We start from the raw sequence: 23960 nt of genomic DNA, 5'->3' as shown, positions 1-23960 counted from the left end.
ATCTCCGGGTGAGATCCGGATCTGACGGCCACCGGGCCGGCGCACAGGAGCGCTGCCGGAGTGGTCCGTTTCGTCGACCCCTTTTTTCGCCCGTTTCCCCAGGGCAGTGGCCCGTTCGCAGTGGTCTGTTCGCAGTGGCCGTTCCCTGCCCTCTTGCACCTTCGAGGTCTCTTCACCATGTCCGACGCCGCCGTCGTCTGCTCCAGCATGTCCTTCTCCTGGCCGGACGACACCCAGGTCTTCCACGACCTGTCGTTCACCGTCCCGACCGGCCGCACCGGCCTGGTCGCCCCGAACGGGTCCGGCAAGTCCACCCTGCTCCGGCTGATCGCCGGTGAACTCAAGCCCACCGCAGGCTCGGTGACCGTCTCCGGCACGCTCGGGTACCTGCCGCAGACCCTCCCGCTGACCGGGAAGCTCACGGTCGCCGACGTGCTCGGCATCGCCGAGGTGATCCGCGCCCTGGACGCCGTCGAGTCCGGCGACGTCGCCGAGGAGCACTTCGCCACCATCGGCGACGACTGGGACATCGAGGAACGCACCCGCGCCCAGCTCGACCGCCTCGGCCTCGGCCACCTCGAAATGACCCGCAGCCTGAGCACGCTCAGTGGCGGCCAGGTGATCTCCCTCGGCCTGGCCGCTCAACTGCTGCGCCGCCCCGACGTGCTGCTGCTCGACGAGCCCACCAACAACCTGGACGTGGAGGCCCGCCACCGGCTGTACGAGGTGCTGTCCGAGTTCAACGGGTGCCTGCTGCTGGTCAGCCACGACCGCGCGCTGCTCGACCGAATGGAGCGGATCGCCGAACTCGGTGGCGGCGAACTGCGCCTGTACGGCGGCGACTTCACCGCCTACGAGGAGGCCGTCCGGGGCGAGCGGGAGGTCGCCGAACGCAACGTCCGCAACGCCGAGCAGAACCTGAAGCGGGAGAAGCGCGAGGCCCAGCAGGCCAGGGAACGCGCCGACAAGCGGGCCAGCAACGCCGCGAAGAACCTGAAGAACGCCGGCCTGCCGAAGATCTTCGCCGGAAACATGAAGCGCGGCGCGCAGGAGGCCGCAGGCCGCTCCGGGCAGGTGCACGCCGCCCGGGTCGACGAGGCCAAGGCCCGCCTCGACGAGGCCGGGCGGGCGGTGCGCGAGGAGCAGCGCCTCAGCCTGGAACTGCCCGACACCCAGGTGCCGGCCGGCCGCACCCTGTTCCACGGCACCGGCCTCCAGGTCCGGCTCGGCGACCGCGAGGTGTTCGCCCCCGCCGGTATCGACCTGGTCGTCCGCGGCCCCGAGCGGATCGCGCTGACCGGCCCCAACGGCGCCGGCAAGACCACCCTGATGCGGCTGATCACCGGCGCGCTCACCCCCGACGGCGGCGAGCTGCGGCGCGGCGAGGGCCGGATCGCCTACCTCTCGCAGCGCCTGGACCTGCTGGACGAGAGCCACACCGTCGCGGAGAACTTCGCCAAGTTCGCGCCCGAGCGCCCGGAGGCGGAGCGGATGAACCTGCTCGCCCGGTTCCTGTTCCGCGGCCCGCGCGCGCACCTCCCCGTCGGGGTGCTGTCCGGCGGCGAGCGGCTGCGCGCCACCCTGGCCTGCGTGCTGTGCGCCGAGCCCGCCCCGCAGCTGCTGCTGCTCGACGAGCCCACCAACAACCTCGACCTGGTCGGCGTCGGCCAGTTGGAGAGCGCACTGAACGCCTACAAGGGCGCGTTCCTGGTGATCAGCCACGACGAGCGGTTCCTCGCCGAGATCGGCATCGACCGCCGCCTGCAACTGACCGGCGGCGCCCTCCGGGAGGTCGCGGCCCCGACGGCGTGACGTGCCGTCGGCTCCCGGCCCGCCTGTGGCGCCATGCCCGGGCGGGCCGGGAGGCCGAGCACGGGCGAGTTCTTCGGCCCCAACCTGCCGCGCGCGCACGTGACTTGGTTCGCGTGCTCGGCGTCCCGTCTGCCTGAGGGTAGGTGCGCCGGCCACGGCCCATCGCTCGAGGCCGGTCGCGCCGTCTCCCAACCTGCCGTGCCGGCCGCTGACTTGGCCTGGGTGCCCGTCGGCCGTGGGATTCCGCCGCAGGTCGGTGACGCCTTCAACCTTCGCTGCTCGTCCGTGACTTGCTCTGCGCGCCCGTCCGCCCGTCCGCCCGTCGGCCGGAGACTCGCGTCCGGACGGGCCGCCACAGACCGAACCGGAGTTCCCCCATGCCCCAACCCGCCCTGATCGCACACGACTTGGTCCGCATCCTCGGCGGCCGCCGGATCCTCGACGGACTGTCCCTGACCGCCGCCCCCGGCCGCCGCTTCGGCCTGATCGGGGAGAACGGCTGCGGCAAGTCCACCCTGCTGAGGGTGCTGGCCGGCGCGGACGAACCCGACGCCGGGAGCGTCACCCGCCCCGCCGACCTCGGATTCCTGCACCAGGAAATGCCGTTCGACGCCGCCACCACCGTCGCCGCCGTCCTGGACGACGCGCTGCGCGAGGCCCGCACCGACCTCGCCGAACTCGACCGTCTTGGCAGCGAACTCGCCGAACTCCCCGACGGCGACCCGCGCCAGGCCGCCCTGCTGGCCGCATACGGCACCCGGCTGGAACAGACTCAGCATCGCGAGGCCTGGGACGCCGACCGCCGCGCCGCCCTGCTGCTCGACGGCCTCGGCCTCGCCGCCGTCGCACACCGGCGCACCCTCGGCTCGCTCTCCGGCGGGCAGCGCGGCCGCCTCGCCCTGGCCGCCCTGCTGGTCCGCCGCCCTTCGGCCGTCCTGCTCGACGAGCCCACCAACCACCTCGACGACGACGCCGCCGCCTTCCTGGAGGACCAACTCCGTGCTCTGCCCGGCACGGTGGTCGTCGCCAGCCACGACCGGGCGTTCCTCGACGCCGTCTGCACCGACCTGATCGATCTCGACCCGGCCACCGACGGCCCGGTCCGCTTCGGCGGCGGCTACCGCGCCTATCTGGGCTCCAAGCGAGCCGGCCGGCATCGCTGGGAGCGCCAGTACGCCGCCGAGCAACGGGAGTTGGCGGAACTGCGACGCTCCGCGGGAGTCACCTCACACCGCCTCGCCCCGGACCGCGGCCCCACCGACAACGAGAAAATGGGCTACGGCCACCGCGCGGGCCGGGTGCAGCAACAGATCTCCCGCCGGGTCCGCGACGCCGCCGGCCGACTCGCCGACCTGGAACGCCGCCAGGTCGCCGAACCGCCCGTCCCCCTGCGCTTCGCCCCGCAGAACCTCACCACCGGCCCGGAGGAGGAGAACCCCGATCCGCTGGTGACGCTGCACCGGATCCACATCCCGGGAAGGCTCACCCTGGACGAACTGGAGATCGCCACGGACGAACGCCTGCTGATCACCGGCCCCAACGGCACGGGCAAGTCCACCCTGCTCGCCGTCCTGGCCGGCCGCCTCGACGCCACCGGCGAGGTGCACCGGCGCCCCGGGCTGACCGTGGGCCTGCTCACCCAGGACACCACCTTCGCCCGCCCCGAGCGCACCGCCGCCGACACCTACGAGCTGACCGTCGGCCCCGACCACGCCGAACGCGTCCCGCTCTCCTCGCTCGGCCTGCTGGCCGCCGCCGACCTCGACCGCCCCGTCGGCGCCCTGTCCGTCGGCCAGCGCCGCCGCCTCGCCCTCGCCCTCCTGGTGGCCCGCCCGCCGCACCTGCTGCTGCTCGACGAACCCACCAACCACCTCTCACCACTCCTCTGCGACGAACTGGAGGAGGCCATGGGCGGCAAGGGCCCGGGCGCGATCGTGGTGGCCGGCCACGACCGCTGGCTGCGCCGCCGCTGGCAGGGCCGCGAACTCGCCCTCGGCATGAACCGCTGACGGCCGGGTGTCGGTCGCCGCGACGACCGGCCCCCGGGCCGACGATGGACGCCGAACGGCGCCACCCCCGCGCCGCCGGCACCCGGGAGACCGGAGAGACGGAGCAGGACCATGCAGGAGTTCCTGGTCGAGATCACCACCGCCGTCCCCCCGGACGTCCCCGCCGAGGAGGTCGACCGGCGCCGCGCCGCCGAACACGAGCGCGCCGGTGAACTCGCCGCCACCGGGCGGCTGTTCAGGTTGTGGCGGCCGGTCGGCGAGAAGCGCAGCGTCGGCATCTGGCGCGCCGAGGACGAGGCCCGGCTGCGCACGGACGTACTCGGCACGCTGCCGATGTGGCCGTGGATGACGGCCGTCGTCACCCCGCTGGAGCCGCACCCCAACGACCCGGGTGCCGGAAGTCGTTAGCGAGAGACGGGGCCACTGCCGGAAGCAGCGGCCCCGCCCCGGCCGTACTACCGCGCGCCGCCGTTGACGTACAGCGTCTGCCCGCTCACGTACGACGCGTCCTCGCTCGCCAGGAACGCCACCACCGAAGCGACCTCCTCCGGCAGACCCACCCGCCGCAGCGGGGTGCGCTGCGCGACCTCCGCCTGGTGCTCCTCCGGCGTCGCCCCGACCCGCTCCGCCGTCGCCGCCGTCATCGACGTCGCGATGTACCCGGGCGCCACCGCGTTCACATTCACGTTGAACGGGCCCAACTCGATCGCCAGCGTCGCCGTCAGCCCCTGGATGCCGGCCTTCGCCGCCGCGTAGTTCGCCTGACCGCGGTTGCCGAGCGCCGAACGCGAACTCAGCGACACGATCTTGCCGTACTTCTGCTTCACGAAGTACCGCTGCGCGACGTGCGAACAGTTGTAGGCGCTGGTCAGGTTGACCGTCAGCACCGCGTCCCAGTCGCTCTTCGGCATCTTGAAGAACAGGTTGTCGCGGGTGATCCCGGCGTTGTTCACCAGGATGTGAACCACTCCCAACTCCTCGACCACGGCGGCGAACACCGCCTCCACCGCCTCGTAGTCGGCCACGTCGCAGCCGAACCCGCGCGCCGTGCCGCCCGCCGCGAGGATCTCCTTCACGGTGGATTCGGCGCGCTCCGCCGTCAGGTCGACCACGGCCACCGCCGCGCCCTCCTCGGCCAGCTTCCGCGCCGTCGCCGCCCCGATGCCCTGCGCGGCGCCGGTCACCACCGCCACCTTGCCGTCGAACTTGCCCACAGCCACACCTTTCCGATGCATCGCCAGATAAAGAGAGTCAGTCCCGCTCGACCAGCACCGCGGAGCCCTGGCCGACGCCCACGCACATCGTCGCCAGGCCGCGCCGGGCGCCGGTGCGGCGCATCCGGTGCAGCAGGGTGGTGAGGATCCGGGCACCCGAACAGCCCAGCGGGTGGCCGAGCGCGATCGCCCCGCCGGACGGGTTCACCAGCTCCGGGTCGATGCCCAACTCGCCGACGGACGCCAGCGCTTGGGCCGCGAACGCCTCGTTGAACTCGGCGGTCTCCACGTCCTGCAGCTTCCAGCCGCCGCGCTCCAGCGCCCGCCGGGTCGCCGGGACCGGCCCGATGCCCATCACGTCCGGGTGCACGCCCATCGACGCGCCCGCCACGTACCGGCCCAGCGGCTCCAACTCCAGTTCCGCCAGCGCTCGTTCGCTCACCAGCAGCAGTGCCGCCGCGCCGTCGTTCATCGGCGAGGCGTTGCCCGCGGTGACGCTGCCGCCCGCCCGGAACACCGGCTTCAGCGCGGCCAGCTTCTCCGCCGTCGTGTCGGGCCGGATCGACTCGTCGCGCTCCACCCGCACCCCGTCCGGGCGTTCGATGGCCAGCAGCTCGGCGTCGAAGTGGCCCGACTCCCGTGCCTGCGCGGCCAGTTGGTGGCTGCGCAGGGCGAACGCGTCCTGCGCCTCGCGGCTGATGCCGTAACGCCCCGCGACCTCCTCGGCGGTCTCGCCCATCGACAGCACGCCGTGCAGCTCACGCATCCGGGGGTTGGTGAGCCGCCAGCCGAGCCGGGTGTCGAAGGTCTCCATCCGGTGCGGCAGCGCCTCGTCCGGGCGGGGCAGTACGAACGGGGCGCGGCTCATCGACTCGCAGCCGCCCGCCACCACCACGTCCGCCTCGCCGGAGCCGATCGCCCGGGCCGCCATGGTGACGGCCTCCATCCCGGACGCGCACAGCCGGTTGACGGTCGCACCCGGCACCGAATCGGGCAGCCCCGCCAGCAGCACCGCCATCCGGGCCAGGTTGCGGTTGTCCTCGCCGGCCTGGTTGGCGGCGCCCCAGTACACGTCGTCGATCCGCGCCGGGTCGAGCCCAGGCACCTGGGCGAGCAGCCCGCGCAGCACGGCCGCCGACAGGTCGTCGGGCCGGACGCTGGACAGCGCGCCGCGCAGCCGACCGATCGGGGTGCGGCGGGCGGCGGCGATGAAGACCGGAAGCACTTCGTCGAGCTCCTGTTCCACGTGGTTACCGATGGGCCGGTCCCGCCCGGTGGGCGGCCGGCGTCAGAAGGCGCTGACCCCGGTGGGAGTCAGAAGGCGTTGACCCCGGTCAGGGAACGCCCGATGAGCAGCTTGTGGATCTGGCTGGTGCCCTCGTACAGCGTCATCACGCGGGCGTCGCGCAGATACTTGCCGACCGGGTACTCGTCTGTGAAGCCGTACCCGCCGAACACCTGCAGCGCGTTGTTCGCGCAGCGCACCGCCGCCTCGCTGGCGAACAGCTTGGCGACCGAGGACTCCGTGGCGAAGGGAAGCCGGCGGTCGATCAGGTCGGCGACCCGCCAGGTCAGCATCCGGGCCGCGGCCACGTCCACCGCGATGTCGGCCAGCAGCTCCTGCACCAACTGGTGGTGCGCGATGGACTTTCCGAACTGCTCGCGCTCGCCGGCGTAGCGCACCGCCGCGTCCAGCGACGCCTGCGCGATGCCGACGCAGCCCGCCGCCACCGACATCCGGCCCTTGGCGAGCGCCGCCATCGCCACCGTGAAGCCCTTGCCCTCCTCGCCCAGCCGTGCGCTGTCGGGCACCCGGACGGCATCGAGGTGCAACTCGGCGGTGGCCTGGCCGCGCAGCCCCAGCTTGCCGTGGATCAGCGTGCGGGTGAACCCGGGGGAGTCCGTCGGCACCAGGAAAGCGCTCACCCCCCGGTGGCCGGGCTCACCCGTACGGGCGAACACCAGCGCCACCTCGGCCCACGTTCCGTTGGTGATGAACATCTTCGCGCCGGAGATCAGCCAATCTCCCCCACTTTTCGCTGCGCTCAAGCGGGTGGTGCCCCCAGCGTCCCGCACCGCCCGCGTCGTCAGGTTCGCCGCGTCCGAACCGGTACCGGGCTCCGTCAGCGCGAAACACGCCAGCGCCTCGCCCGAACACAGCCGGGGCAGCCACTGCCGCTTCTGCTCCTCGGTGCCGAACGCGTTGATCGACTTGCCGACCAGCCCCAGCGAGACCGACACCACCCCGCGCACCGAGGAGTCGCCGCGCCCCAGCTCCTCCAGCACCAGGCAGTACGCCAGATGATCACCGCCGCTGCCGCCGTACTCCTCGGGCACGGTGAGACCCAGGAACCCCAGCTCACCGAGCTTCTTGACGATCCCCAGATCGATCGACTCCGCCCGGTCCCACCCGGTGGCGAACGGCACGATCTCCCGGTCGGTGAACCCCGCCGCCAACTCCCGGACGGCGGCCTGCTCCTCGGTCAGCTCCAGGTCCACGCGGCGACCCCTCGACTCGACATTCCGACGGCGGCACTCCGGCGCCCCGAATAAACTAGCGGTGCAAGTTTTACGGTGACTGTAGCCCGCCCCCGCCCCGCACGGAAGGGGGCGCCTGCGACAATGGGGCGGTTCCGGAGCCGGACAGGCCCCGACGGCCCGCGACCCGAGGAGGCCACGATCGCCCGCCCGCGCACCCCCCTGCTCAGCCGGGACCGGATCGTCGCCGCCGCACTCACCCTGGTCGACACCGAGGGACTGCCCGCCCTCTCCACCCGCCGCCTGGCCGCCGAACTCTCCGTCAGCGGACCGTCCCTCTACAACCACTTCGCCACCAAGGACGAACTCCTCGACGCCGTGGTCGACAGTGTCATCGGCGAGGTCGACCTCACCATGTTCGACGCGCCGCCCGACTGGCGCACCGCCCTGCGCGACTGGGCCCGCTCCTACCGCGCCGCCCTGGCCGCCCACCCCCACCTCGTCCCCGTCCTCGCCCAGGGCCCCGGCCGCCGCCCCAACGCGCTGCGCCTCGCCGACGCCGTCTTCGGCTGCCTGGTCGACGCCGGCTGGCCCCGCGGCCAGGCCACCCGGATCGGCGCCCTGATGCGCTACTTCATCACCGGCTCGGCCCTCGGCTCGTTCGCCGCCGGCTTCCCCGAGGACGCCGCCCTCTACACCGCCGAGTACCCCCACCTCGCCGACGCCCACCGCCTCGCCGAACACCGGCGCACCATCGACGAAGGCGCCTTCGAAACCGGCCTCGAAGCACTGCTCGACGGGCTCGAACTCCGCTACCGAATGATGAACTGACGAACCGTCATGGATAGTTGTCGGTGGGTCCGTTGGCGCTGAGCGGACACGGGCGCGCCGCTCCTCCGCGCGCGACCGCGGGCTCCTCCGGCGTTCCCGGGCTCGTCGGCTCCCGCGTCACTGTCCGTTACCTGCCCGAGCACCCAGAGGCCCTTCCCGCCGACACCGACCGCTCCGGCAGCGCCATCGGTTTCGTCGTCTGCGTCGTGGCCCTCGTCCTCTTCGGACTGGTCGGCCTGATCGCCGCCGCCGCCACCGTCAGCACCGTCCTCGACATCAACTGACCGGCGGACGGCTCCTGGCGCGCCGTGGCGGACGCCACCCGCGACCTGCGCGACCGCACTCCGCGGACCGGGCCCGACCGGGCATCCCCGTGGGACGTGCCGTGGATGCCGTTCGGGGCTCTTCGGGCCGACGGTTTGACGTTCCGACAGCCGTTCGCCGCCCGTCCTGTCCGCGTCTGTCCGTTTTACTTCCGTTTTGCATTGAGCTCTCCGTTTCCGTACGGTTTCATCCGTTCGGAGCAATTCGGCAGGCGGACGCGCCGTGAACACGGCGCTGCGCCGTCCGGCCGACATGCGCTCGCCCGAACGGTCGACCAGCGTCGGCCGGACGTGGGCGGCCCCAATCCGCCTGCCCTGACGGTCAGGAGGACCAGGCGCATGGGTGGAACGGACAGGCGGGCGGTGATCGGCGAGTTCCTCGGGACGCTGCTGCTGGTTCTGCTGGCGGTGGGCGCGGCGGTGCTCGCGGGGGACGCGATCGGAACGGTCGGCATCGCGCTCGCCTTCGGCTTCGTGCTGCTCGCCCTGGCGTACGCGCTCGGACCGATATCCGGCTGCCACGTGAACCCGGCGGTGACGCTCGGCTTCCTGCTGGCCCGCCGGATCGACGGGCGCACCGCGGTGTCGTACTGGATCGCGCAGGTGCTCGGCGGCATCGCCGGCGCGGCGCTCGTCCTGCTGCTGGCCAAGCAGGTGCCGGGGCTGGAGACGCACGGCAAGCTCGGCACCAACGGCTGGGGCGAGCGCTCCCAGGTGCACATCAACGCCGGCGGCGCGTTCCTCACCGAGATCGTCCTCACCTTCCTGCTGGTGTACGTCGTGCTGTCGGTCACCCACCGACTGGCCGCCGTCGGCTTCGACGGCCTGCCGATCGGCATCGCCCTGGCGGTCGTCCACCTGGTCGGCATCCCGCTCACCGGCACCTCGGTCAACCCGGCGCGCAGCCTCGGCCCGGCGCTGTTCGCGGGCGGCGACGCGCTCTCCCAGCTGTGGCTGTTCCTGCTCGCCCCGCTGGTCGGTGGCGCACTGGCGGCGGGCGTCCACCTGCTGACCCACCCGCAGCCGAACCTCCCGGTGGCGGAAGCCCCGGCCACCGACGCGCGGGTGTAGTTCCCGCACAACGGCCGAGCGGCGGCCGGGACCGACACCACGGTCCCGGCCGCCGCTGTGTCGATCGGGCGTCACAAACCGTTATCGGCAGGTGAGTTGACGCTTGTCGGGACGGGGAGCACCGTTCCTTCACGCGGACCGCCGCGACCGATGGGGGGAATCGGAATGACGGACTACGGGCCGACTGTCGCGGGAATCGTGTTCTCCCTCTTCGTCGTGGCGACGGGGGTCGCGGCGGGCATCGGCACCGCCTGGCAGGCCGATCGCGCACGGCGCACCCTGGCCGAGGGCCTGCTCGCCGAAGCGGTCGTCCTGGTGGTCTTCACCTCCGAAAGCGCCGGCGGCGTGGGCGAGAACCGCAGCACCACCACCACGCGCCACACCATCCTCGGGTTCCGCACGCCGGACGGCAGCGAGGTCCGGGTGGACGAGAGGGACGGCCATCGACGCGCCGTCGGCGACCGGGTCGCGGTCCGCTACCTGCCGGAGCGCCCGGACCGGGCCGTGGCCGTCGACCGCAGCGCCGTGCAGGACACCTTCGGCATCGTGATGAGCATCCTGCTGACCGTGGGCGGCATCATCGGACTGGTCATCACCCTCGCCCACATGCCGTCCGACCCGCCCACCCCGGGCGTCTGGTCGCCCTGAGCTGCCCGGCCCTTCCCCGCGTGCGTCCCACCTGCCATGATCAACTCGTTCGCGGGAGCCGCACCGAGGGGGGACGTCACCATGGGTCGCGGCAAGAAGCTTGGCGTCCTGGTCGGCCCGCTCCTCCTCCTTGTCGGAGTCTTCCTCGGCTGGTTGAACATTCAGGCCCGCTGCGACTTCGCCGGCGCACCGCGGGTCCAGGCGACGGTCCTGAGCGCCCACTACAAGCCGGGCGGCACCAATGCCTTCGAGATCATCCTCGGCATACCGGAGCCTGTTCCGGTCGACGACATCCGCACCGCCCCCGACCACCTGGTGCCCGGTGACACCGTCACCGCTCTGGTCCGCCCGGGCCACGCGCTGCTTCCCGAACAACTCTCCTGGTCCACGCTCGTTTTCCCGGTCCTCTTCGCCGGGGTCGGCCTCCTCGTCACCGCGGTCGGCGTCCGCGCGATCCGCGCCGACCCGCCGACCGGGCCCACCGACCCGGAAGCCTGGCTCTGACCTGGCCCGATCTCCCGGTCCCGGGACCGGGAGAACACCCCTTGCCGGGTGCGCCGGCCGACCCCTATTGTTCGGCGCACTTGCACCACTGTCGGGGGGACCAATGAACGACGCAGTAGACACTTTCACCACGGTCTTCGGCCTGATCACGGGCCTGATGGCCCTGGTCGGCCTGCTGATCTCCGGCCTCGGCGTCAGCGGCGTCGTCTTCGCCCTGCGGCGCTTCCGCCGCCGCGACCGCGTCCGTACCGAGGGACTCGTCGCCGAGGCCGAGGTGCTGGACGCCTACCTGACGCAGGACCGCGTCGCGGACTCGGTCACCATCCGCACCAGCCGCTACGTCATCCTCGGCTTCCGCACCGCCGACGGCCGGGACATCCGCCTCAGGGACACCACCGGCATCCCCCGGATCGTCGGTGACCGCGTCACCGTTCGGTACCTCCCCGCTCACCCCCAGGAGGCCATCCCCGCCGACGCCCCCGGCTCCGGCCGCCACCCCGGACACGTCGTCGTTCTCGCGATCGGCTCGTTCTTCGCCGTGGCCGGCCTGGTATTCGCCGTCGCGGCCATCGGCATGTCCGTCTTCGCCTCGCAGATGCCGACCGACCTGCCCACCCCCACCCCGGGCAGCAACTGGCCGTAGCGATCCGCCCGCGCCCGCCGCGCCGGGCCGTACGGGCTCCCGCCGCGCCGGGCCGTACGGCTCCCGGCGGGGCGGGGAAGCGGCTACCGCAGGGCGCGGCGCAGCGAGGCCACCGGGTCGCCCGTGTGGTATGGGCGCTCGCTGGGCTCGATGCCGTCCAGGAACTCCTGGTAGCGCACCGCGAAGTGGAGGTGCATCAGCGGGGCGGCCGGTTTCAGGGCGCGCAGCGGGTCGCTGTCCGGGACGAGGGACTGCCAGGCGGCGGCCCAGCGGTCGCGGACGGTGGCGCCGCGTTCGGGGGAGAGGAACGGGGCCGGGCGCAGGCCGTCGAGGGCCGGGTGGCTCCACACCGCGTCGGAGAAGTCGAGCACCACTCCGCGCCGGCCGTCCCAGCGCCAGTTGCCCGGGTGGCAGTCGCCGTGCACCAGCGTCAACGGGAGCCCGCAGTCCGCGAGTTCGTCGACCAGAGCGGGCAGCCGGTCGCCCAGCGCGAGCGCCCGGTCGTACTCCTCGGCGGTGAGTTCGGGGCGCAGCCGCTCCAGCAGGGCGGGGAACAGCGCGGCCAGCGCCGCAGGTGAACGGTCCGTCAAGCCGCCCGGCCCGTCCTCCGCGACGGCCGCCTGCACGGACGCCCACCGGTCGACCACGCTCAGCATGCCGTCCTCCGGCAGCCCCCAGCAGTCCACGCCCGGCACGTCGTCCATCAGCATCCGGCGGCCGTCCGCCGCCAGCACCCGCGGCACCAGCTCCGGATCCGCCTTCGCGACCCGGGCGATCACCTCGGCCTCGGCCACCGCGAACGGCGGGGTGCTCTTCAGCCAGGCCGCGCCCGTGCCGGTCGGGAAGCGCGACAGCGCCGACAGGTTCCAGCTGCGCAGCTGCTCCACGGGGCCGGTCCGAGGCCGGCCGAGGGCCGCCAACTCGTCGTCCGCCCAGGCCCATTCGGCGGCCAGGCCGTCCGCCGACGCCCACGGCAGCCGCAGCGGCTGCTCGTCGAGGTCTTCGGCGGGGGCGGCCGCCAGCGGCCGGGACGGACGCTCCAGGGCCTGTGCCAGGTACACCACGTCGCCGGCGCAGCCGGTCTCGCCGCCGTCCACGGAGAGCATCCGCAGCAGCGCCACCGGGACCCCGGCCGCCTCCGACGCCGCCTGCACCACCTCGCCGATCTGCGCCCAGTAGGGCGAGGAAGCCGTGAAAGGCCCCACCGCGCCGAGGAGTTCACCCTGCCATGCGATCAGGACGGTCGCCGTCCGCTGTTCAGTGTTCTGCACCCGGGCATTGTCCGGGCGTGAAGGCCCGCCCGCCAGCGAATTACCGCCGGCGGGCGGGCCCGGTGGCCGCGGTAGGCCCCTACGCGTCCGTCATCGGCCGTGACAGCGACAGCCCGAAGCGCTCCTCGGAGTCCGTCCACCAGTCGCTCAACCGCAGTCCGGCGGCGAACAGTTCACGCTCCACCCGCTCGCGCCGGAACTTCGCCGACACCTCGGTGTGCAGCTCCTCGCCCTCCTCGAAGTGCACCGCGAGACCCAGTTCCGTGATCTTCACGCTCTGCGACCGCAGCGAGCGCAGCCGCATCTCGATCCACTCCTGCTCGGCGTCCCAGAGCGCGACGTGCGCGAACTGCGCCGGGTCGAAGTCCGCGTCCAGCTCGCGGTTCAGCACCGTCAGCAGGTTCCGGTTGAACTCGGCCGTCACGCCCGCCGCGTCGTCGTACGCGGCGACCAGCACCGCCGGGTCCTTCACCAGGTCCGTTCCCAGCAACAGGGCGTCGCCCGGCAGCAGTTGGGCCCGCAGGCCGGACAGGAATCCGGCCCGCTCGGCCGGCACCAGGTTGCCCAGTGTGCCGCCGAGGAACACCACCAGCCGGGGGCCGCCGCCCTCCTCCGGCAGGCCGAGGCCGGTGGTGAAGTCCGAGAGCACCGCCGAGACTTCGAGCCCCGGGTAATCGGCGATCAGCGACTTCGCCGCCGACTCCAGCGCACTCTCGCTGACATCGACCGGCACGTACCGCTCCAGCGTGCCGTGCGCGCGCAGCGCGTCCAGCAGCAGCCGGGTCTTCTCCGAGGAGCCCGAGCCGAGCTCGACCAGGGTGCGGGCCCCGGTCGCGGCCGCGATCTCCCCGGCCCGCGCCGTCAGGATCTCCCGCTCCGCCCGGGTCGGGTAGTACTCGGGCAGCCGGGTGATCTCCTCGAACAGCTCGGAGCCGCGGGCGTCGTAGAACCACTTCGGCGGCAGCCGTTTCGGTTTCCCGGCCAGGCCGGCGCGGACGTCCGCGCGCAGCGCGTGGTGCAGGTGGTCGGCGGGCAGCAGCCGGGTCAGCCGGTATCCGGTCACAGCGTTGCGTCCTCTCGGCTTCGCGGCCCGGTCGGGGCCGGCGGGGTGAGCGCGCTGCCGGCCGGGTGGGCCACCAGCGGGATGAGCGCGCTGCCGGCCGCGTCGGCCACCAGCAGGGAACGGTCGGGGACTTCGGACCAGCCCGGCCCGTCGTCGAACGGCTCGGAGGCCACCAGCAGCGAGCCGTCCGCGTCCCGGCGCTGGAACAGCGTGTCGCCCCAGGCGGTCGCGGCCAGCGAACTGCCGTCGGTGGCCAGCAGGTTGATCCGGGCATCGGCCAACTCGGACGCGGCCAGGCACACTTCGGCGAGCGCCTTGCCCAACTCGACGCCCGCGCGCAGCCGGTTCAGCACCACCGCCCACAGCAGCGCCGAATCGGTGCGCGCCTCCAGCTCCAACAGCTCGGCGGTGGGCAGCAGTTCGGCCAGCGGCTCGAACGCGCCCGGCCAACCCGGCAGCGCCCCGTTGTGGCTGAACAGCCAGCGCCCGGCGGCGAACGGGGCCGCCGCCTGCGGGCCCGGCGCGCAGCCCGGGGTCGCCGAGCGGACCGCGCCGAGTATCGCGTGCGAGCGCACCACCCGGGCCAGGTCCGCGAGATCGCCGTCCGCCCAGATCGGCCCCTCCCGCCGGTAGCGGGCCGGCCGCTCGTCGCCCTCGGCGTACCAGCCCACCCCGTAGCCGTCCACGTTGACGTTGCCGAAGCGCTGCAACCGGGGCGACCAGGACTGCCGCAGCAGGCCGAACGGCGGATCCAGAAGGACCGTGCGCAGCGCCACCGGCCTTCCCAGATAAGCGAAGTGACGGCACATCAGGCCTCACCCCGGCCCTCGGCGTCGCGGGCGGTGCGGAAGCCGGAGAAGATCTGCCGCCGGATCGGGTAGTCCCAGTTGCGGAAGGTGCCCCGGCAGGCGACCGGCGCGACCGCGAACGAGCCGCCGCGCAGCACCTTGTACTCGGGCCCGAAGAACACCTCCGAGTACTCCCGGTACGGCCACGCCCGGAAGCCCGGGTAGGCGGTGAAATCGCTGGCCGTCCACTCCCACACGTCACCGATCAACTGCCGCGCCCCGTACGGCGATGCGCCCTGCGGGTAGGCGCCGGCCGGGGCCGGGCGCAGGTGGCGCTGGCCGAGGTTGGCGTGCTCCGGGCCGGGCGGGTCGTCGCCCCACGGGAAGCGCCGGGAGCGGCCGGTCACCGGGTCGTGCCGGGCCGCCTTCTCCCACTCCGCCTCGGTCGGCAGCCGCCGCCCCGCCCACCGGGCGTACGCGTCGGCCTCGTACCAACTGACGTGCAGCACCGGCTCGTTCGGCGGAACCGGCTCGACGTGCCCGAAGCGGCGGCGCAGCCACTGCCCGTCCCGCTGGGTCCAGAACAGCGGAGCCGTCAGGTCGGCGGCCATCCGGTGCTCCCAGCCGGCCGGCGTCCACCAGCGTGGGTCGCGGTAGCCGCCGTCGGCGATGAACGCCTGGTAGGCGGCGTTGGTGACCGGTGCGGTGTCCAGCCAGAACGCCGGCAGGTCCACCAGGTGCGCCGGGCGTTCGTTGTCGAGCGCCCACGGCTCGGTGTCGGTACCCATGGTGAACGGGCCTGCCGGGACGAGCACTTCGGGCGCCAGGGTGTCCTCGGCGGCGGGCGGCGGCGGGGCGTCCAGCACCGCCGGGCCCTTGCGCAGCTGGTGGGTGATCAGCATCGTCTCGTCGTGCTGCTGCTCGTGCTGCGCGATCATCCCGAACGCGAACCCGGCGTCCAGCAGCGGCGCCCCCTCCAGCGGCGAGGCGGCCAGCAGGTCCAGCACCCGGCCGCGCACCTCGTACGCGTACGCGCGGGCCTGGTCGGGCGGCAGCAGCGGCAGGCTGGGGCGCTCGGCGCGCGGGTGCTCGAACGCGTCGTACAGCGGGTCGATCTCCGGATGCATCGGGTCGCGGCCGCCGACGTTGCGCAGCAGCCACAGCTCCTCCTGGTTGCCGATGTGCGCCAGGTCCCACACCAGCGGCGACATCAACGGCGAGTGCTGGGCGACGAGTTCGGCGTCCTCGACGGCGCCGGTGAGCAGCCCGGTGCGTTCCCGGGCGGCCAGCAGTTCGGTGGCGATCAGCTCGCGCAGCACGGCGGGGTCGGTGCGGTCGGCGTTCAGCACGGGGTGTCCTCCTGCAGCGCGGGCGCGGCGCCGGTGCGCAGCGCGGCCAACTGGTCGTCGGCGGGGCAGCGGCCCCGGGCCGGATAGCGTTCGGCGAACTCCAGCAGTGCGGGCCGGAGTTGGCCGTCGCGGCGGGCGAGCGCCCGCTCGGCGGCGGAGAAGCAGGCCAGGGCGGCCCGGCGCAGTTCGGCGTCGGCCATGCCGAGCGCGGCGGCGCGCCGCCACAGGCCCGAACGGGGCGCGCGTGAGCCCGCGTGGCCGAGGCGTTCCAGCGCGGACCGGGCCTCGTCGGCGGCCTGCGGGTCGTCCATCAGCGCGGACACCAGTGCCAGCGGCACCCGCCAGCCCTCGCCGGGCTGGGCGTCGATCATCCGCAGTTCCAGGTGGCCGCGCGGGCGGACCGGCGGGAACAGCGTGGTGCGGTGGTAGTCCAGGTCGGCCAGCACGGCGCCGCGTTCGCCGCCGCCGCGCAGCCAGTCGCGGAACGTCAGCCCCGCCGGCGCGTCCCACGGCAGGCCCTCCGGGCGTCGCACGCACAGCACCGCGGCGTCCAGCACGTACCGGGTCCATGCCTCGCGCGGGTCGGCCAGCGGCGGCGGGGCCAGCGTGCGGGAGGGGTCCATCCGCGACCAGACCAGCTGCCGGGTCGACTTCCAGCCCGTCGGACGGCCTTCCAGCAGCGGGGAGTTGGCGAACGCGCCGACCAGCACGGGCCCCAGCTGATGCGCCAGGCGCCAGCGGTCGAGGTGCGTCGCCTCGGTGCCCGCGTCCACGCAGACCTGCACGGAGGCGGTGCCCGTCATCATGATCCGGCCCCACGGGCCGCCGCGGGCGAAGTGGCGTTCCATCGCCCGGTATCGCGGGTGGGTGGCCAGCATCCGGCGCTCGCGGTCCAGCGGATCGGTGCCGGTGCCCGTCAGCCGCAGGCCCTCGGCGGCGAGTGCCGCCCGCAGTACCGTCTGGTCGGTGCTCAGACCCGCCGCGCAGGCGGCCGGGTCGGCGGCGGGCGGGGAGCTGAGCTCGACCTGCCCGCCGGGTTCGTACGTCAGCCGGGAGCCGGCCGGGAACACCGGGCCGTCGGCCGAACCGGGCAGCACCGCCAGCGCGGCCGCCACCCGGGCGGGATCCACCGGGGCGGTCGGACATCGGCCGTCATGGACGAACCACTCCGCCTCCACCCCGACCAGCGCCGGCGGCCCGATCTTGAAGCAGATGGCGCCCAGGTGTCGTTCGGCCGACGCCTCGGTCAACTCCGTCGGCGGGGTCACGCTCTGTGTCGAATCGGCCGGTAGATCGGCCTGTGGTGGGCGTACAACTGTCACCGGACTCACCATCCCTCGGTACGTGACTAGGGCCCGGTTGTTCCTGCTCAGTCTGCCCCGGGGCAAACCTCGACGCCCGTCAGCTCGTAGTCGCGCAGGTCAAGCGGGTGAGGGCGGTGCGGAGCCGGTCCGGCGGCAGGGCGAAATTCAGCCGCAGGCAGCCGGAACCGGCCGGACCGAAGTCAAACCCGCTCGCCAGTTCGACATGACGCTGTGTGAGCAGCTCTTCCCTGGTTCCGAGGCCCGATCCGTCCAGCCAGAGCAGGAACGACGCCTGTGGACGGGCCAGTACCGCGCCGCCCAGCGCCGCCGTCGCCGACTCCCGGGCCGTCACCAACCGTGTCAGCAGCCCCGCCAGCCACTCCTCACCCTCCGCGAGGGCCGCCCGCTGCACCAGCGCGCCCAGCAGACCGCCCTCCCACAGGCCGAACCCCGCCATCACCTCCGCCAGCCGCGCCCGGAGCGCCGGATCCGGCACCAGCGCGAGACAGCTCGGCACCCCCGACAGGTTGAAGGTCTTGCCGACCGAGTTCAGCGTCACCACGTTCGGCGCGCCGTCCGTCACCGCCACCGCCACCGGGTGCGGCACACCTGCGTCCGGATGCCGCAGATCCCCGTGCACCTCGTCCGACACCAGCAGCCCCGGCGCCGCCGTCCGGGCCAGCGCCAGGATGTCGCCGGCCGGCCAGAGCAGGCCCGTCGGATTGTTCGGACTGCTCAGCAGCACCATGCCGGGGCGGGCGGCGGCGATCCCCCCGAGTGGCAACCGGAAAGCGTTTTCCCGTTGGTCCGGGGCATGGACCAGCGGTACCTCCCGCACCGGCACCCCCGCCGCCCGGCACGCCCGCGCCAACCCGTTCCACTCCGGCGTCACACACACCGCCGGACCGGACAGCGGACGCGCCGCCTCCAGCAGCAACCGCACCGCCGTACCCGGCCCGAACGGCAGCAGCATCACCCACTCCGGCGGCACCTCCACCCCGTGCCGCCGCCGGTACCAGCGCGCCACCAGCACCCGGTCCGCCTCCTCCGCCACCGGATACCCGAACGCCGGATGCCCCGCCCGCACCCGCAACGCCGCCCCCACCGCCGGCGGCCCCGGCAGATCCATGTCCGCGACCCCCATCGCGATCCGCCCCGCGCCCGCCCGCGCCCACTTCGCACTCCCCGTTCCGTCCCGCGAAAACGCACCGCCCACGACCACTCCCCGCAGCTAGAGAATGAGCATGCAATCACCGAACATGTCGAACTCGTACCCGCCCTTGTCGAGGATCTCCGCATAGGACCGCATCACGAGATCCTTTCCGCCGAACGCCGCCGTGAGCACAATGTGACTGGAACGCGGCCGGTGCAGATTGGTCACCAGCGCATTCACGATCCGGAACTGGAACCCCGGATAGATGTAGAGATCCGTCCACCCCTTCTGCGGCTCGACTCCGGCCCCGTCCCCGGTCTTCAGCGATTCGAGCGTTCGCATCACCGTCGTGCCGACCGCGACAATCCGCCGCCCCTCGGCCATCGCCCGACCGATCTGCGCGGCCGCCTTCTTCCCGACCTCGAAATACTCGGACCGCACCTTGTGATCCTCGACCTCGTCCGCACTGATATGCCGCACCGCGAGGATCTCGGTCGCGCCCACATGCAGCGTGATGTAAGCGATCTCGACCCCCTTGTCGGAAATGCGCTCCAGCAGCTCCCGCGAGAAATGCAGGCCCGCCGACGGGATCTCCAGCGAACCCGGCGTCCTGGCGTAGACCGAGCGGTACGCCCCGCGCGCCGACCGCCAGTTCGCCGGATCGAGCGGGACGGTCTCGTCGCTGCGCCGCCCGTGCCGATCGAGCGCGGGCACCAGTCGCCCGGCGGGTTCGAACGTCACTTTCCAGAGCCGGTCGGGCTGCGGCCCGACCAGAATACATTTCAGTTCGGGGTCGTCCACGGATGTCAGAGTGAGGCCGGGTTCGAGTTTCTTCCGGGCGTCGATCCTCACGATGTTCGCGCCGTCCGGCTCGTGGCCGTACACGATGACGTCCACTGCCTTGCCGTCGTGCCGGAATGCCAGCGTGTTCGACAGCATGTAGCTGTCGTTCAGCACCAGCAGATCGCCGACCTGGAGGTGATCGAGAATGGAGGGGAATTCGGTGTGCTCGATCGTTCCTCCGGACCGGTCGAGCACCACCATCTTTCCGTTCTCGCGGCTCCGGCCGCGCAGTTCGACGGGGTCGGTCGGCATGTCCTTCGCGTTGTGGTCGAATTCGAATTCCTCGGTCCGCATCGTCCGCCATCCTCTCGGTTCGCATGGCCGGCGACCGGTGGTTCGCCGATATCGACGAGTGGACCCGAGCGGTGTGGCAGCCGCACCTCGTGCCTGCCGTTCGGACCACCCGCACGCTCAGCGGGACGAGTCCGGCACCTTCCGGCGGCGCGCCTCCGCGGCCTCCTGTCGGCGTCCCATCACGTCGAGCGCCTTCGCTCGCACGCCCAGCACGGCGTTGAGCTCCGGGATCAGCGAGGGCCGGGCGGCGACGAGAGAGCGGTAGAGCGCCTCGGCCTCCTGGCGGGCGGGCGCGTCGGCCGCCAGCCGACGGAGGAAGTCCACCACTTCCCGTGTGACGGCCAGCGCCTCGTCGTGGCGCTGAACGTCCGCCAGCCGCAGGGAGAGGTTGTTCAGCGAGCCCGTGAGGACCAAACGCCTCAGGAGGTGAGGCGGCGCTCCAGCGGGGTGCGGAAACGCGGCGTGACCCGGGCGTCGCCGAGCACCGCGCGCAGTTCGGTGGCCCGCGCCGCGATGGCGGCGTCCGCCTCCCGGCCGGCATCCTCCAGGAGCTCGAACACCACCTCGCCGTCCGGCCGTTGGGCCCAGCCGCCGACCACCCGGCCGTTCCACCACACCGTCGGGCCGATGTTGCCCGAGCGGTCGACCAGCTGCGGACGGTGGCCGGAAAGCAGGTACCAGTCGCGGTGCTTCCCGTTCATCGCGGTCGGATCCAGGGCCGGCAGCAACGCCGCCCACGGGCCCGGCTCCGCGACCGGGTCGAGATCGCCGGGAAGCACGAACCCGGTTGCGCCGCCCGCGAGTTCCACCTCGACGGCCGCGCAGCCGGCCAGCGCCGCCCGCACCTCGCGGACACCCCAGCCCGTCCACCACACCAGATCGTCCTCCGTCGCCGGGCCGTACCGGTCCAGCCAGCGACGCGCCAACTCCCGCTGCGCCTCCGCCCGTTCGGCCGCCGACGGCGCGGCCGGGGCCGGCGGGCCCGGCGCCCAGCGGTGCTGGCTGCTGGTCCAACTGCCCACCGGGCGGCGACGAACCATGCTGCCCTCCATGCCGAGCAGCCGCAGCAGGCGCATCCCGACCGACTGCTCGGCGTGGTACGAGGTGCCCGCACCGTACTCGATCTTCTCCCGCAACTGCGGTACCAGCTCGCCGATTTGACTGCCCGTCAGTTCGGAGTCTGCGAGGGCGTCTTGGACGGCGGACTCCACGCCGGCCGTCCAGTCGGCGTCGCGGCCGGAGGCGGCGAAGTCCTTGAGCAGGCGGGCGCGTTCGCGGGCCACCAGCTTCGCGGTGGTGGAGGTGTACACGGTCGGGGCGAGCGCGGCGGGGATCGCGAACAGCGTGCTGCGCATGCCGTGTTGGCGCAGCACGGTGCCGTCCCGGTAGAGGGCCCGTTCGGTGTCGGAGATGCCGGGCGTGGCGAGCCGGGCCGCGACGGCGAGGAACACCGTGGCGGGATCGGTGGCGTGCACGGCGACCAGGTCGTCCACCACCTGCTCGGCCCGGTCCGCCCGGGCGTCCGGGGCGAGGTGGTGCCGCCGGGCCAGCCGGGCGCGGCGCTGGTCGTCGTCGAACTGCGGTCGGGCGGGCACGCGTTCCTCCTCGGACTCCGGGTCGTCCTCAGCCTGCCACGGTGCGCGGCGACCTCACCTCCGCAACGCGTGCCGTGAAAGTTTCGTCCGGGTGGACCGGCCAGCTCCCGGGGTGGGGCCGGTGGGGCGGCGAGGTGGTGAAGTGCGCGTCCCCTCGCGGGGGTCCGGCCGTCGCTGCGGGAGCGCTCCCATGGTTTCTGTGCAACTCCTTGACGACACCAGGAGGCCATGGCTTCATATCGGTTGTTCCCGGGCCGAGTTCGATCCCGTCCGGGCCAAGTATGGGAGCGCTCCCACCAGTTGGGGGTGTCTCACGCCGAGTCCGTCCCCCACCCGAAAGGACTCCCCGTGACTGTGTCGGCCAACCTGACGCGCCGTCTTCGGGCGGCGGCAGCGGCCGCGGTGCTCAGCGCCGCGACCGCACTGCCGATCGCCGCCGCGACCCCCGCCGCCCACGCCGCGGCGACCGCCCGCGTGGACAACCCGTTCGTCGGCGCCGGGGTGTACCTGAACCCCGAGTGGTCCGCCCACGCCGCCGCCGAACCGGGCGGCTCCGCCATCTCCACCCAGCCCACCGCCGTCTGGATGGACCGCATCGCGGCCATCGCCGGCGGCAACGGTGTGATGGGCCTGCGCGACCACCTGAACGCCGCCGTGCAGCAGGCCGCGGGCAAGCCGTACGTGTTCCAGGTCGTCATCTACGACCTGCCGGGCCGCGACTGCTCCGCCCTGGCCTCGAACGGCGAACTCGGCCCCACCGAACTGCCGCGCTACAAGAGCGAGTTCATCGACCCGATCGCCGCCATCCTGGCCGACCCGGCCTACGCGAACCTGCGGATCGTCACCACCGTCGAGATCGACTCGCTCCCCAACCTGGTCACCAACGCCGGCGGCACCGCCACCGCCACCCCCGCCTGCGACACCATGAAGGCCAACGGCAACTACGTGAACGGCGTCGGCTACGCGCTCGCCAAGCTCGGCGCCATTCCGAACGTCTACAACTACGTGGACGCCGGCCACCACGGCTGGCTCGGCTGGGACTCCAACCTGCAACCCGCCATCGACGTCATCAAGCAGGCCGCCACCGCGTCCGGCTCGACCGTCAACAACGTCCAGGGCTTCATCACCAACACCGCCAACTACTCGGCGCTGCACGAACCCAACTTCACCGTCGGCGACTCGGTGAACGGCACCTCGGTGCGCCAGTCGAAGTGGGTGGACTGGAACAACTACGTCGATGAGGCGACCTACGCCAAGGCGTTCCGGGCCAAGGCGGTCGCGTCCGGCTTCAACGCGAACGTCGGCATGCTGATCGACACCTCGCGCAACGGCTGGGGCGGCAGCAGCCGACCGGCCGGACCGGGCCCGACGACCAGCGTCGACGCGTACGTCGACGGCGGCCGCATCGACCGCCGCTTCCAGACCGGCAACTGGTGCAACCAGTCCGGCGCGGGCCTCGGCGAACGCCCCAAGGCCGCCCCCGAGGACGGCATCGCCGCGTACGTGTGGGTCAAGCCGCCCGGCGAGTCGGACGGCGCGAGCTCGGCGATCCCGAACAACGAGGGCAAGGGCTTCGACCGGATGTGCGACCCCACGTACACCGGCAACCCGCGCAACAACAACAACATGTCGGGCGCGCTGCCGGGCGCCCCGTTGGCCGGCCACTGGTTCTCCGCGCAGTTCCAGGAACTGCTGAAGAACGCCTACCCCGCGCTCGGCCCGTCCACCGGCGACACCACCCCGCCGACCGCCCCCACCGGCCTGACCGCCACCACCACCGCCGGCAGCGTCTCGCTGACCTGGAACGCCGCCACCGACAACGTCGGCGTCACCGGCTACGACGTTTATCGCGGTGGTGTTCTGATCGGGTCCACCGCCGGCACCTCCTACACCGAAACTGGCCTGACCGCCTCGACCGCGTACTCGTACACCGTCAAGGCGCGCGACGCCGCGGGCAACGTCTCCGCGTCCTCCGCGGCACTCGTCGCCACCACCCAGGCCTCCGGCGGCGGCACCGGCGCCGGCTGCACGGCCAGCTACAAGGTCACCAACGACTGGGGCGCCGGCTTCAACGCCGACGTCACCGTTACCGCCGGCAGCGCGGCGATCAAGACCTGGAAGGTCACCTGGAACTTCGGCGGCAACCAGCAGATCACCAACCTGTGGAACGGCCAGCTCGCCCAGTCCGGCCCGGCCGTCACCGTGACCAACCTCGCCTACAACGGCACCGTCGCAGCCGGTGCCAGCACCGCGTTCGGCTTCGGCGCCAACTACTCCGGCAGCAACGCCACACCCACCCTCACCTGCACCGCCACCAGCTGACACCGCCCCGCACCACCCCGCCGCCACCCACCCGCGAACCCTGCGGGCGGGCGGCGGTTCCGGTGCACGGTGCGCTGGGCCGCCGTCGATGCCCTGCGGCCAGCGGTGATGACTACGCCCGGTCGGACGACGCCGCTCTTCTCGCGCCCCGCGCAGCCCTGGCGCCGTCCACCCGCAGGTCCCGTCGGCAGGCGGCAGTCTCGTGGCCGGATCGGTCGCCGTCGATGGCCTGCGGTCAGCGGTGATCGCTACGCCCGGTCGGACGACGCCGCTCTTCTCGCGCCCCGCGCAGCCCTGGCGCCGTCCACCCGCAGACCGCGCCGGCAGGCGGCGGCCTCGTGGCCGGGACCGGTCGCCGTCGATGGCCTGCGGTCAGCGGTGATCGCTACGCCCGGTCGGACGACGCCGCTCTTCTCGCGCCCCGCGCAGCCCTGGCGCCGTCCAC

General features: G+C 73.0%; 22 protein-coding genes. 10 read left to right on the top strand and 12 right to left on the bottom strand.

Translation table 11 applies throughout. The features are described 5' to 3' along the window. Window positions 1-177 precede the first annotated feature (177 nt). The 3 genes from ACFYS8_RS01845 to ACFYS8_RS01835 all read left to right on the top strand — a co-directional run bounded on the left by ACFYS8_RS01845 (window position 178) and on the right by ACFYS8_RS01835 (window position 4229). Window positions 178-1812 carry an ABC-F family ATP-binding cassette domain-containing protein gene (locus ACFYS8_RS01845; protein ID WP_387634309.1) on the top strand — a complete coding sequence of 545 codons (1635 nt, stop codon included), beginning with the start codon at window positions 178-180 and terminating at the stop codon, window positions 1810-1812. Between the two features lie 377 nt (window positions 1813-2189). After that, a complete protein-coding gene (locus tag ACFYS8_RS01840; protein ID WP_387634307.1) occupies window positions 2190-3821 on the top strand; it encodes an ABC-F family ATP-binding cassette domain-containing protein in 1632 nt (543 codons plus the stop codon). Between the two features lie 111 nt (window positions 3822-3932). Further along, complete coding sequence (locus ACFYS8_RS01835) at window positions 3933-4229, top strand: muconolactone Delta-isomerase family protein (protein WP_387634304.1); 297 nt, start codon at window positions 3933-3935, stop codon at window positions 4227-4229. A 47-nt stretch (window positions 4230-4276) separates the two neighbouring features. Here ACFYS8_RS01835 and fabG read toward each other — a convergent pair whose 3' ends face one another. From fabG to ACFYS8_RS01820, 3 genes are all read right to left on the bottom strand, one after another. Next, complete coding sequence (fabG, locus tag ACFYS8_RS01830) at window positions 4277-5035, bottom strand: 3-oxoacyl-ACP reductase FabG (RefSeq protein ID WP_387634301.1); 759 nt, start codon at window positions 5033-5035, stop codon at window positions 4277-4279. A 37-nt stretch (window positions 5036-5072) separates the two neighbouring features. Next, complete coding sequence (locus tag ACFYS8_RS01825) at window positions 5073-6260, bottom strand: thiolase family protein (RefSeq protein WP_387636792.1); 1188 nt, start codon at window positions 6258-6260, stop codon at window positions 5073-5075. Between the two features lie 89 nt (window positions 6261-6349). Next, the gene (locus ACFYS8_RS01820; RefSeq protein WP_387634298.1) at window positions 6350-7534 is read right to left on the bottom strand and encodes an acyl-CoA dehydrogenase family protein; all 1185 of its coding nucleotides are present in this window, start codon (window positions 7532-7534) and stop codon (window positions 6350-6352) included. Window positions 7535-7714: 180 nt separating this feature from the next. Here ACFYS8_RS01820 and ACFYS8_RS01815 point away from each other — a divergent pair, with 180 nt between their 5' ends. From ACFYS8_RS01815 to ACFYS8_RS01790, 6 genes are all read left to right on the top strand, one after another. Further along, window positions 7715-8344 carry a TetR/AcrR family transcriptional regulator gene (locus ACFYS8_RS01815; RefSeq protein WP_387636790.1) on the top strand — a complete coding sequence of 210 codons (630 nt, stop codon included), beginning with the start codon at window positions 7715-7717 and terminating at the stop codon, window positions 8342-8344. 23 nt (window positions 8345-8367) lie between these two features. Beyond that, a complete protein-coding gene (locus tag ACFYS8_RS01810) occupies window positions 8368-8628 on the top strand; it encodes a hypothetical protein (protein ID WP_387634295.1) in 261 nt (86 codons plus the stop codon). A gap of 378 nt (window positions 8629-9006) precedes the next feature. Further along, a complete protein-coding gene (locus tag ACFYS8_RS01805) occupies window positions 9007-9738 on the top strand; it encodes an MIP family channel protein (protein ID WP_387634292.1) in 732 nt (243 codons plus the stop codon). Between the two features lie 165 nt (window positions 9739-9903). Then, a complete protein-coding gene (locus ACFYS8_RS01800; RefSeq protein WP_387634289.1) occupies window positions 9904-10386 on the top strand; it encodes a DUF3592 domain-containing protein in 483 nt (160 codons plus the stop codon). A gap of 81 nt (window positions 10387-10467) precedes the next feature. After that, window positions 10468-10890 (top strand): hypothetical protein, encoded by a 423-nt coding sequence (locus ACFYS8_RS01795; protein ID WP_387634286.1) that lies wholly within the window; start codon window positions 10468-10470, stop codon window positions 10888-10890. 103 nt (window positions 10891-10993) lie between these two features. Beyond that, window positions 10994-11533 (top strand): DUF3592 domain-containing protein, encoded by a 540-nt coding sequence (locus ACFYS8_RS01790; protein WP_387634283.1) that lies wholly within the window; start codon window positions 10994-10996, stop codon window positions 11531-11533. 83 nt (window positions 11534-11616) lie between these two features. Here ACFYS8_RS01790 and ACFYS8_RS01785 read toward each other — a convergent pair whose 3' ends face one another. From ACFYS8_RS01785 to ACFYS8_RS01745, 9 genes are all read right to left on the bottom strand, one after another. After that, window positions 11617-12804: an aminoglycoside phosphotransferase family protein gene (locus tag ACFYS8_RS01785; protein ID WP_387634280.1), complete on the bottom strand. Its 1188-nt coding sequence runs from the start codon at window positions 12802-12804 to the stop codon at window positions 11617-11619. Window positions 12805-12883: 79 nt separating this feature from the next. Next, window positions 12884-13867, bottom strand: coding sequence for an L-histidine N(alpha)-methyltransferase (gene egtD, locus ACFYS8_RS01780; RefSeq protein ID WP_387634277.1), 984 nt, complete (start codon window positions 13865-13867; stop codon window positions 12884-12886). After that, window positions 13864-14676, bottom strand: a complete 813-nt coding sequence (gene egtC / locus ACFYS8_RS01775) for an ergothioneine biosynthesis protein EgtC (protein WP_387634274.1) — start codon at window positions 14674-14676, stop codon at window positions 13864-13866. The genes egtD and egtC overlap by 4 nt, the downstream gene beginning before the upstream one ends. Continuing rightward, window positions 14676-16004 carry an ergothioneine biosynthesis protein EgtB gene (gene egtB / locus ACFYS8_RS01770; protein WP_387634271.1) on the bottom strand — a complete coding sequence of 443 codons (1329 nt, stop codon included), beginning with the start codon at window positions 16002-16004 and terminating at the stop codon, window positions 14676-14678. Before egtB ends, egtC begins: the two co-directional genes overlap by 1 nt. Then, window positions 15998-17272 (bottom strand): ergothioneine biosynthesis glutamate--cysteine ligase EgtA, encoded by a 1275-nt coding sequence (gene egtA, locus ACFYS8_RS01765; protein ID WP_387634269.1) that lies wholly within the window; start codon window positions 17270-17272, stop codon window positions 15998-16000. The genes egtB and egtA overlap by 7 nt, the downstream gene beginning before the upstream one ends. A gap of 133 nt (window positions 17273-17405) precedes the next feature. Beyond that, complete coding sequence (locus ACFYS8_RS01760) at window positions 17406-18437, bottom strand: aminotransferase class I/II-fold pyridoxal phosphate-dependent enzyme (RefSeq protein ID WP_387634266.1); 1032 nt, start codon at window positions 18435-18437, stop codon at window positions 17406-17408. Between the two features lie 102 nt (window positions 18438-18539). Then, window positions 18540-19598 (bottom strand): S-adenosylmethionine:tRNA ribosyltransferase-isomerase, encoded by a 1059-nt coding sequence (locus tag ACFYS8_RS01755; RefSeq protein ID WP_387634263.1) that lies wholly within the window; start codon window positions 19596-19598, stop codon window positions 18540-18542. A 117-nt stretch (window positions 19599-19715) separates the two neighbouring features. Further along, window positions 19716-20012 carry a hypothetical protein gene (locus ACFYS8_RS01750; RefSeq protein ID WP_387634260.1) on the bottom strand — a complete coding sequence of 99 codons (297 nt, stop codon included), beginning with the start codon at window positions 20010-20012 and terminating at the stop codon, window positions 19716-19718. Between the two features lie 5 nt (window positions 20013-20017). Next, complete coding sequence (locus ACFYS8_RS01745) at window positions 20018-21193, bottom strand: winged helix DNA-binding domain-containing protein (RefSeq protein ID WP_387634257.1); 1176 nt, start codon at window positions 21191-21193, stop codon at window positions 20018-20020. Window positions 21194-21595: 402 nt separating this feature from the next. Between ACFYS8_RS01745 and ACFYS8_RS01740 the strand changes: the two genes are divergently transcribed. Next, window positions 21596-23515 carry a glycoside hydrolase family 6 protein gene (locus ACFYS8_RS01740; RefSeq protein ID WP_387636787.1) on the top strand — a complete coding sequence of 640 codons (1920 nt, stop codon included), beginning with the start codon at window positions 21596-21598 and terminating at the stop codon, window positions 23513-23515. Window positions 23516-23960: the final 445 nt, after the last annotated feature.

Source organism: Kitasatospora sp. NPDC004615 (assembly GCF_042873545.1).
Taxonomy (GTDB): Bacteria; Actinomycetota; Actinomycetes; order Streptomycetales; family Streptomycetaceae; genus Kitasatospora.
This window is presented reverse-complemented; position numbering and strand designations above follow the sequence as displayed.

What these genes read in the sequence shown, in the direction of transcription:
- ACFYS8_RS01845 (WP_387634309.1), top strand. Translation starts at nt 178, where the DNA reads ATGTCCGACGCCGCCGTCGTCTGCTCCAGCATGTCCTTCTCCTGGCCG.
- ACFYS8_RS01840 (WP_387634307.1), top strand. Translation starts at nt 2,190, where the DNA reads ATGCCCCAACCCGCCCTGATCGCACACGACTTGGTCCGCATCCTCGGC.
- ACFYS8_RS01835 (WP_387634304.1), top strand. Translation starts at nt 3,933, where the DNA reads ATGCAGGAGTTCCTGGTCGAGATCACCACCGCCGTCCCCCCGGACGTC.
- ACFYS8_RS01805 (WP_387634292.1), top strand. Translation starts at nt 9,007, where the DNA reads ATGGGTGGAACGGACAGGCGGGCGGTGATCGGCGAGTTCCTCGGGACG.
- ACFYS8_RS01800 (WP_387634289.1), top strand. Translation starts at nt 9,904, where the DNA reads ATGACGGACTACGGGCCGACTGTCGCGGGAATCGTGTTCTCCCTCTTC.
- ACFYS8_RS01795 (WP_387634286.1), top strand. Translation starts at nt 10,468, where the DNA reads ATGGGTCGCGGCAAGAAGCTTGGCGTCCTGGTCGGCCCGCTCCTCCTC.
- ACFYS8_RS01790 (WP_387634283.1), top strand. Translation starts at nt 10,994, where the DNA reads ATGAACGACGCAGTAGACACTTTCACCACGGTCTTCGGCCTGATCACG.
- egtC (WP_387634274.1), bottom strand. Translation starts at nt 14,676, where the DNA reads ATGTGCCGTCACTTCGCTTATCTGGGAAGGCCGGTGGCGCTGCGCACG.
- ACFYS8_RS01760 (WP_387634266.1), bottom strand. Translation starts at nt 18,437, where the DNA reads ATGGATCTGCCGGGGCCGCCGGCGGTGGGGGCGGCGTTGCGGGTGCGG.
- ACFYS8_RS01755 (WP_387634263.1), bottom strand. Translation starts at nt 19,598, where the DNA reads ATGCGGACCGAGGAATTCGAATTCGACCACAACGCGAAGGACATGCCG.